This window comes from Methylorubrum podarium, assembly GCF_022179745.1.
Lineage (GTDB): Bacteria > Pseudomonadota > Alphaproteobacteria > Rhizobiales > Beijerinckiaceae > Methylobacterium > Methylobacterium podarium.
The window spans coordinates 1-6,600 of sequence record NZ_BPRD01000156.1 but is presented as its reverse complement, the minus strand read 5'-3'; the positions used below and the strand labels follow the sequence as shown (position 1 = coordinate 6,600).

The 6,600-nt window shown below is 69.2% G+C and carries 7 protein-coding genes; 4 read left to right on the top strand and 3 right to left on the bottom strand.

What is annotated here, in order from left to right; all coding sequences use genetic code 11:
• On the bottom strand, window positions 1-563 hold a 563-nt coding region (locus tag MFF42_RS08190; RefSeq protein ID WP_283206865.1), incomplete at its 3' end, for a transcription antitermination factor NusB.
• A gap of 100 nt (window positions 564-663) precedes the next feature.
• Here MFF42_RS08190 and MFF42_RS08185 point away from each other — a divergent pair.
• The gene (locus MFF42_RS08185) at window positions 664-903 is read left to right on the top strand and encodes a DUF1674 domain-containing protein (RefSeq protein WP_373875159.1); all 240 of its coding nucleotides are present in this window, start codon (window positions 664-666) and stop codon (window positions 901-903) included.
• Between the two features lie 300 nt (window positions 904-1,203).
• Window positions 1,204-4,185 (top strand): Hint domain-containing protein, encoded by a 2,982-nt coding sequence (locus MFF42_RS08180; protein WP_238255300.1) that lies wholly within the window; start codon window positions 1,204-1,206, stop codon window positions 4,183-4,185.
• Window positions 4,186-4,303: 118 nt separating this feature from the next.
• Here MFF42_RS08180 and MFF42_RS08175 read toward each other — a convergent pair whose 3' ends face one another.
• Entirely contained in the window at window positions 4,304-5,074 is a 771-nt protein-coding gene (locus MFF42_RS08175) for an NAD kinase (protein ID WP_238255299.1), read from the bottom strand.
• 105 nt (window positions 5,075-5,179) lie between these two features.
• Between MFF42_RS08175 and cutA the strand changes: the two genes are divergently transcribed.
• Complete coding sequence (gene cutA / locus MFF42_RS08170; RefSeq protein ID WP_238255298.1) at window positions 5,180-5,503, top strand: divalent-cation tolerance protein CutA; 324 nt, start codon at window positions 5,180-5,182, stop codon at window positions 5,501-5,503.
• Between the two features lie 68 nt (window positions 5,504-5,571).
• Here the strand turns inward: cutA and MFF42_RS08165 are convergent, their stop codons facing one another.
• Window positions 5,572-5,733, bottom strand: a complete 162-nt coding sequence (locus MFF42_RS08165; protein ID WP_238255297.1) for a hypothetical protein — start codon at window positions 5,731-5,733, stop codon at window positions 5,572-5,574.
• A gap of 280 nt (window positions 5,734-6,013) precedes the next feature.
• On the opposite strand from MFF42_RS08165, the gene MFF42_RS08160 reads away from it, so the two are divergent.
• Complete coding sequence (locus MFF42_RS08160; protein WP_238255296.1) at window positions 6,014-6,556, top strand: PilZ domain-containing protein; 543 nt, start codon at window positions 6,014-6,016, stop codon at window positions 6,554-6,556.
• Window positions 6,557-6,600: the final 44 nt, after the last annotated feature.

Below are 6,600 nucleotides of genomic sequence, written 5' to 3'. Positions count from 1 at the left end.
CTGTCGGCGGCGATGCGGCGCGCCGCCTCCTCGCCATAGGCCTTCCGCCAGCGCCGGGCGAGCCAGTCCGGCGTGTTGTGCGCGAGCGGGTCGATCTCTTCCGCCCGAATCGTGTCGCGCTCGCGGGCGATCCGGCGCAGCACCGCGTTGACCAGCGGCGCGAGATGCTGGATCTGCGGATCCGCCTTGGCGAGGCGCACCGAGAGATCGACGGCGGCATGATCGGCCACCGCGAGGTCGAGGATCTGCGCGGCGCCGGTCACCAGCAGGGCGAGGAGGTGCGGCCGGTCTTCCGGGAGGCCGTCGCGCAGCCGGGACGCCAGCGCTGCTCTGATGAAGCCGAGGCGGCGGAAGCTCGCCGTGGCGATCGCCCGGGCGAGCGCGGCCTCGCCGGGTTCCAGCCGCGCCCCGCGCCCGGCCTGCGCCAGGGCATCCTCCAGCGCCAGGCCACGGGCCGGTCCGAGGAGGGTCGCGACCGCTTCGCGGGCGACGTGGCGCGCCGCGAGCCCCGGGACCGACGGGTCGAAGGAGGGCGGCGTGCGGCTTTTGGGGGGCGATGCCACGCGTGAAAGGCCGTTCTCAGCAAAAGGGGTCGGCGGGGTCTCGCCCCGGAGCCGACGCAGTCACATCTGTCGGCAAAGGATGCAAGACGTGAAGCAAGTGATGAAGGAGATCGGCATGGCGGAAGCGGATGCCAAGGAGGACGGCAAGCAGCCGGACGCGGCGCCGCGCACCCTGTCCCCGGCGGCGCAGCGGGCGCTGGCGGAGGCGGCCGAGCGCCGCGCGGCCATTGATGCCCGCGCCGCCAAGATTGCCGCGCGGCCCGAGACCCTCGGGCGCGGCGGCCTGGAACCCGTCCGCTACGCGGATTGGGAGGTGAAGGGTCTCGCCAGCGATTTTTGACGACGATCACGGTTTCGATCCGTGCCGGGAGTGCGCTTCGGACCGCCGGATGTTCGGAGCGCCGCCTCCGCCCGGTACCCTCTCCGTCACATCGGATGGTTGTGCCCGGCGGGTGGTGTGTCCGGCCGGACACGGATCTCCGGAATCGTCCGCAGAAATTCTTTCACATCAGTCTGTTAGCGCGCCCATGGCGTGCCTTGACTTCGTTCCGGTCCTCACCTTGATGAGGAGCGACTGCAAAGCCTGGTTGCGTCCTCCGCGCGCTCCTCTGCCGTCGACCGGACGAAAGAACTCACGACGATGCCCCAGACGATCACACCCGGCTCGCAATCGACGACCTACCAGATCACGAATCCCGACAGCTACACGCTCGACGAAGGCGCGACCCGGACCCAGACGGGCACGACCGCGGTGCAGGCGACCGTCACGTCTGGCCTGACGACGATCGCCGTCGACGGGACCCTCAGAAACGACACCTCCGGCCAGCGCGCCCTTCGCGCCGCCCTGGCCAACGGCCAGATTTCGGTCGGCGCCAATGGCGAGATCCGCGCCCTCGATGCGGATGCGATCCAGGCACAAGCCTTCTCCGGCGCCAATGCCGGCATCACGAGCGCGTTCAACCTGACGAATCTCGGCCGGATCCTCTCCGACACGTCGATCACCGCGATCACTCCGAGCGGTGCGGCCCCTCCGGGCGCCGCCTACGCCCTCAATTTCAACGCCACGGTCGGCGCTCCGAACGCGGGAAGCGGCGACGTCACCAGCGGCGGGACCATCACCAACGGATCGACGGCGAACACCGCGGCCCTGATCCAGAGCAATAGCGGCGACGCGATCCGCCTCGGTGCGCATCAGACGCTCCTCAATTACGGGATCATCCGCGGTGCCGGCCCGGTCAACGACTCGTCCTCTAACAACAGTTTCAGCAACACCTCGACGGCGACGCGCTACGACATTTCGCGGGGCGTGCGCATCAACGCAGCCTCGGCCACGAACGACACGATCGACAATCGCGGCCTGATCGAAGGCTCGCAGCACGGGATCGATGTCGGCAACGTCAACGCGACCAACATCCAGGTCTTCAATCGCGCCGGAGCCACGATTCTCGGCCGCAACGGATCGGGTGTCGGCGCCGACACGGTCGGCGCATCGGCCGGCACCGTCGTCGTCAACAACGGCGGCACGATCCTGGGCGAATACGCGCCCAACTTCGACCGGGCCGGGCTGCGGACGATCGACGGTGACGGCGACGGCGTCGATGTGGACGGCGGCGCGACCGTCACCAACGACGCTGGCGGGACCATCGCGGGCGCGGGCGCGGGCGGAGTTCTGAACGGGCAGGGCGCCGGCGGCTTCGACAGCAACGGCCGCGCCAACCGGAGCGAGGGCCTGTCGCTCGGCGGCGGCACGGTGACGAACGACGGCACCATCAGCGGTGCCGATTCCGCCATCGTCGTCAACAACGACTCGAACGGCGACGGCAGCCGCAGCGGCGTGCTGGCCACCGCGATCACCAACGGTGCGACCGGCCAGATCATCGGGCAGAACGGCTACGCGATTCGCCTGGAGAACAAGGCCGGCGACGCGCGGATCGACAACGACACCATCGTCAATGCCGGCAGCATCGTCGGCAACGGCACGATCCCGACCGGAACGGTGCTGCTCCAGAACGGCACCGCGGATGCCGGCACCGTCGGGACGCTCGATGGCGTGACCTATACCGCCGCAGATGCGGGCTCGGCGCGGTTCCTCCGCGGTGACGGCTCGGCGATCCAGACCGGCGAGGGCAGCGACAGCCTCTCGAACTACGGCACGATCACCGGAAACACGGGCCGGGCGCTCAACCTCGAGGGCGGCGACGACACCTTGAACCTTTATACCGGCGCGACCGTCACCGGCCGCATCGACGGGGGCGCCGGTTCGGACCGGATCAACCTGCGCCTCGATGACCGGACCGGCCGCGACGTGCATCTCGGCAGCAACAGCGGCGCGACGACGGGCAGCCTCGCCAACGTCGTCAACGTCGAAACGCTGTCGGTCGAGAGCGGCGCGTGGACGATCCAGGACGGGCAGAGCTACGGCTCCGGGATCACCATCGGCAACGGGGCGGCGCTGACGGTCGGCGCGGCGGGCTCGCTGTCCGGAGCGGTCGCCAACACCGGCACGCTGACCTTCGCGGCGAGCGGTGATCTCATCGCGGCGAACGCGATTTCCGGCACCGGATCCGTCGAGCAGGCGGGAAGTGGGACGCTGACGCTCACCGGCGACAACACCTATTCCGGCGGAACCGTGATCCGGTCCGGCACGCTCGCAGTCACGGATGCCGATTCTGCAGGTTCGGGCATCATCAATTTCATTGGCCGACCGGGCGGCGGGTCTGCCCGTCTTGAGCTTGGGATCAACGCTCAGGTCAACAACGCCACATTCGGCAACCTGCTCGTCAATCTCGGCCCCGGCGCCGAAATCGGCTTAGCCGGATTGAGCGGCGCCTCGGCGGATTACGATGAGGGGGCGGGCCTTCTCACGGTAACCGGCACCCGAACCGGCAATTCGACGCAAGTCGTTCAGAACTTCCGGCTGATATCGGCGAACCTGACCACTGTCGGGGTGCAGGACGACGGCAATGGCGGCACCGTGATCCTCCTCTGCTTCACGACCGGCACGCGGATCCGTACGGACCGCGGCGAGATCGCCGTCGAGGATCTGAGGGTCGGCGATCGGGCCGTCACCGTATCGGGGGCTCTGAGGCCGATCACTTGGATTGGCCGCCGGGAGATCGTGGCGGAAGCAGGTTCGCTCCCCTTCCATCAGCAGCCGGTTCGGATTCGCGCGGGCGCCTTCGGCCGGGGCCTGCCGGCCCGCGACCTCAGCCTCTCGCCCGGCCACCCGGTGCTGGTCGGCGCGGAGGCCGACGGCGAGGGCGGCGTGCTTGTCCCGGTGATGTGCCTGATCAACGGCACGACGATCACCCGCGAGCCGCGCGCCGGCGTCACCTACTGGCACGTCGAACTCGACGCGCACGACATCCTGCTGGCCGAGGGCCTGCCGGCGGAGAGCTACATCGACGGCGGCGACCGCGCCTTCTTCATCGAGGCGTCGGACCACGCCCTGCACGACCCGGACTTCGTGCCGGCGGGCTGGGGCGGCCGCTGCCGGCCGGTTGCCGTGGAGGGCGCGATCGTCGAGGCCGAGCGGATGCGGCTCGGTGCGGTGTTCGCCGAAGAGCTTGCCGGCCACGGCGCCTGGACGGGAACGGCCGACGGCCTCTGGCTTTCAGCGTGATGTTGCTGCGGGTACGGCCGTCGCAGCCGTACCCGTTCCTCGGCTGCCCTCCCTTGGAGGCGGCGCTTCGGAGTTCGGATTTTCGATGCCGCAGGGAGCGCCCCGCGGTCCGGGACGGTCAACCGAACTGCTCGCGCAGGATGCGCTCTTCGAGGCTGTGGCCGGGGTCGTGCAGCAGCACGAGGTTGGTGGCGTGATCGAGCCACGTCTCCACCGTGCAGACGCGGCGGAACTCGGTGTGGTCGGCCACCGCCGCCACGGGGCGGTGCTCGGCGTCGATCACGTCGATGCGGATGCGGGCATAGTTCGGCAGCAGCGCACCGCGCCAGCGCCGGGGCCGGAAGGCCGAGATCGGCGTCAGCGCCAGGAGATGCGCGTTGAGCGGCAGGATCGGCCCGCCGACGGAGAGGTTGTAGGCGGTCGATCCGGCGGGCGTCGCCGCGAGGATGCCGTCGGCGATCAGTTCCGGCAGGCGCACATGGTCGTCCACCGAGACCCGCAGCTTGGCGGTCTGGTGGGTCTGGCGCAGCATGTAGACCTCGTTGATCGCCCGCGCCGTGTGGCTGCGCCCTTCCGTATCGGTGGCGATCATCGTCATCGGGTGGATCGTCGAGCGCTTGGTCGCCTCCAGGCGGTCGAGCAGCCCGTCCTCGCGGAACTCGTTCATCAGGAAGCCGACCGTGCCGCGATTCATGCCGTAGATCGGCTTGGGCGCGTTCATGAAGCGGTGCAGCACCTGGAGCATCAGGCCGTCGCCGCCGAGCGCCACGACGACGTCCGCCTCCTCGGGCGGGACGTGGTCGTAGCGGCGCATCAGAAGGTCCGCCGCCTCCCGCGCCTCGGGCGTGGGGCTCGCCACGAAGGCGATCCGTGAAAAGCGACGCGGCATCCGTGCTGTCAGCCCTGTTGACGGGAAGAGGCCGAGCCGGTCTCACTCGGGGCACGCGCCGGGCACCCGAGATCGGGTCCTGGCCTGCCAGGGGAGAGCCATAGCATGGAGCGCCCGCTCCTCGTCTACACGACCTTTCCCGATGCCGCGACCGCGCTCGACGTCGGCGAGGCCCTGGTGCGCGCGCGCCTCGCGGCCTGCGTCAACGTGATTCCGGGGATGCAGTCGGTCTACGCCTGGAAGGGGGCGGTGGAGCGCGGCACGGAAGTCGTCGCGATCCTCAAGAGCCGCGAAAGCTTGGCCGATGCCCTCGCGGCCGAGCTGAAGCGGCGCCATCCCTACGAGACGCCGATCATCCTGCACCTGCCGGTCTCGGACGCCGACCCGGACACCGCCGCCTGGATTCGGGCGGAGACCGGTCCCGTCTGACGAGGGCGACATGGGAAGGGCGCGGCCTCCTCGCCGGAGCCGCGCCCTCGCGTCGTCGTTTGGGCGCTTCAGGCGCCGACGAGCGGTGACAGACCGCGCTGCTGGCGAGCGATGCTCGCCTCGTAGCGCTCGGCCTGCAGCCTCGTCAGGCCCGAAACGAGGGCCAGTGACCCGCGATAGACGGTGTAGGTGCCGTCCTGGGTCGGTTTCACGCGGATGAGCTCAGACATGGGACCGCTCCCTGCCAGGGGTCGAACATCGGACGCGTTACGATGGAGCCACGTTAATCAGCCGTTCATGTCTTGCAAGCCGGTTTGAGCGGGGCTTCACGAACTATTTTCGCTGCGGCGCAAGAAGAGCCGGCTCGTTTTGCGGCGCGGTCGGCACTCTCCAAGAAGAGTTCGGCTCACCGTCGCGCAAGTCACGCCTCGACATGCTCGGCATGCCGCCGCCTTGGCCTCGCGCATGGTGCCCCCGGGGACGTCGAGGGCGTCGCCTCTCAACGAACATGTGATCGGCTTCGCGCGCCTCGGCCGGCGCGTGCCAGGGCAGCCTGCCGCGACGCAAATCTTGCATCAACACTTTCCCGTTAGCATCGATCGCCAGACGCCCTCTTCCATGGCCCCTATGCCGAGCCCGCATCCACCGGTCGCCGATCTTCCGTCAGACCTGACGTTGGGGGATGCCTCAGCGGAGGACGAGGCGTCTGTCGTCGCGCGGCGGGAGGAGCGGACCTCCACCAACTGGATCGCGCTGATCCGGCTGTTCGACGGCACCGAAATTCCCTGCAACGTCAAGGATATCTCGAAATCCGGCGCCAAGCTCGGCGTGCCCGAGGCCTACGTGCTCCCGTCCTCGTTCATGCTCCGGATCCTGGGGCGGGACTTCGTGCTGCGGGTCAATCTGGCGTGGCGGAGGGGCAATTACGCCGGCGTCCGCATCGAACGCATCGCCAAGCTGCTGGTCGTCGAGGAGAAGAAGTCGGCCGTCAAAGAGCAGACCCCGAATTACAGTTCGATCGGCAAGCGCCGCAGCCGCAGCTTTTCCGACTGAGCGATCACGCCTCCGGTTCCGGTCCCCCGCCGCCGCCCGCGCCG

What these genes read in the sequence shown, in the direction of transcription:
- MFF42_RS08185 (WP_373875159.1), top strand. Translation starts at nt 664, where the DNA reads ATGAAGGAGATCGGCATGGCGGAAGCGGATGCCAAGGAGGACGGCAAG.
- MFF42_RS08180 (WP_238255300.1), top strand. Translation starts at nt 1,204, where the DNA reads ATGCCCCAGACGATCACACCCGGCTCGCAATCGACGACCTACCAGATC.
- MFF42_RS08175 (WP_238255299.1), bottom strand. Translation starts at nt 5,074, where the DNA reads ATGCCGCGTCGCTTTTCACGGATCGCCTTCGTGGCGAGCCCCACGCCC.
- cutA (WP_238255298.1), top strand. Translation starts at nt 5,180, where the DNA reads ATGGAGCGCCCGCTCCTCGTCTACACGACCTTTCCCGATGCCGCGACC.
- MFF42_RS08165 (WP_238255297.1), bottom strand. Translation starts at nt 5,733, where the DNA reads ATGTCTGAGCTCATCCGCGTGAAACCGACCCAGGACGGCACCTACACC.